The organism is Facklamia sp. P12955 (genome assembly GCF_050409565.1).
GTDB lineage: Bacteria > Bacillota > Bacilli > Lactobacillales > Aerococcaceae > Facklamia.
Genome location: NZ_JBNUPF010000052.1, coordinates 1 through 1,810, shown reverse-complemented (window position 1 = coordinate 1,810; position 1,810 = coordinate 1). Strand labels below are relative to the sequence as shown.

1 protein-coding gene is annotated in these 1,810 nt (G+C 40.1%); it reads right to left on the bottom strand.

Features of this window, described 5'->3' with window-relative positions:
• Positions 1-9: 9 nt before the first annotated feature.
• Positions 10-1,647: an IS1182 family transposase gene (locus tag ACQV2G_RS08995; RefSeq protein WP_428876640.1), complete on the bottom strand. Its 1,638-nt coding sequence runs from the start codon at positions 1,645-1,647 to the stop codon at positions 10-12.
• Between the last annotated feature and the right edge of the window lie 163 nt (positions 1,648-1,810).

The following is a 1,810-nucleotide window of genomic DNA, read 5'->3' as shown; positions in this document are numbered from 1 at the left end:
GGGGCTGTATCATAAGTCCATTTTTGCTATAACCTTTAAAATAAGACCCGAGATAAAATGTCCACGCATTTTATCTCGGGTCTTTATTTTTTCTTGTTCTTGGATATATAACACCAGTTTATTGATATTGTATGCCAGTAATGCAATGCCTAATTCAATTTTCACCTTCCGTCTGCCTCGAAGGTGGACTCGGGTGAAACCTAAAGAACCCTTGAGATAGCCAAAGGCAGTTTCAACATCGATTTTTCGGCGGGCATAAATGGCTTGGGTGGTTTCTTCTTCAGCCAGTGCACGTTGTTTAGCTTTAAAATATTCCCAAGAAGGATTGACGCTGATTTTTCGGATGGAACCTTTCGGAGTAAATGCGGCTTCAATGCGTTCGCCTCCTGAAGTGTGCGTTTCAGCTTTGTATTCTTTGAATTGTTGAATCTCGTCATAATGATTTTTTCGCTCACGGTAAGCACTGAAATTGAAACGTACCCCTTGAAGGTCAATATAATAATCATCTGCTTCATGATAAGTCCAATTGAAGACTTTCTTTTCATCGGATTGCCATTTTTTTGTCTGTTCTTTTAACATCGTGCTATAGGGGATGATGGCGATGGTATCGGGATGATGGTCTTCTAAGTAGGCATAGATGGACTCGGAACCATACCCAGCGTCCATCGAAACATAAGTCATCGAATCAATGAGTGCACGGTGGGTCTCAAAGAATGGTTGAAGCGTTCGTGTGTCGGTTGGATTGGGATAGATGTCATAAGCTAATACATATTGATTACTGGTGGCGATTTGTAGGTTATAGCCAGGTTTAGTTTGACCGTTTCGCATTGGATCTTCTTTCATCCGCATAAAGGTCGCGTCAGTATCCGTTTTAGAATAAGAATGACGGTCACCTAAAAGATGACAATGTTTTTCATAGTTTTGTTTCTTTTCAATGCGTTCATTGAGTTGGTGCTTGAGAGATTTTAAGCGACGACGTGATTGCTTGGCCGGATTAGGCGATTGTTTCTTTGTTTCTTCCACTTCTTTTTCTAAAGCTTCGAGACAGCTCTCTAACTGTGTCATCACTTCTTCCAGCTGATCCATCGTTAAGTCTGTTCCCTCAGGAAGTGTCATGTCTTGATAGGCTACTTTGGTTTCTTTTAACAGCTCTTTGATTTGTGCTTCATTGGCTTCATCAAAACGGATGATGTTCTTTTTCCAGACGAAGGTATATTTATTCGCATTCGCTAAAATTTTTGTTCCATCAATAAATAAAGCATCGTCTATCAGACGTTGTTCCATTAAATAGTTTACAAGTCCATCAAACCCAGCATCTAGAATGTCTTGAATGCTCTCATCCACTCGGCATCGGCAGATCGTGGTATGTGAAGGGACTCTACCTTGTGTTAACCATTGAGCCGGTAAGTTTTCAGCCGCAAAGCGTTCAATCTTCCGACTGGTAAATATCTCTCGAGTATAGGCAAAGAGAATGAGCTTTAAGACGGCAGATAAAGGGTATTCTCTCGGGCGACCAAACACATAAGGATGATCAATGGCTAATTGGTTGACCAAGCCATCAATAAAGTGGACAACATGTGCTTCTTCAGGAATATAGGCATAAGAGATTTCCAAAGCTAATTGATTGGTGTTATAATGAAAGTGCATTTTTTATGTCCTTTCTTTTGTGTTAGAGGAGAGGCATTGACGAAGCAGAAAGCGTCAACTTTCTGCTTTTTTATATCTTCATTATACCATAAAAACCACTATAAACATTGTTTAAACAACGTTTATAGTGGTTTTTCGGTTTGAGACTTATGATACAGCCCCT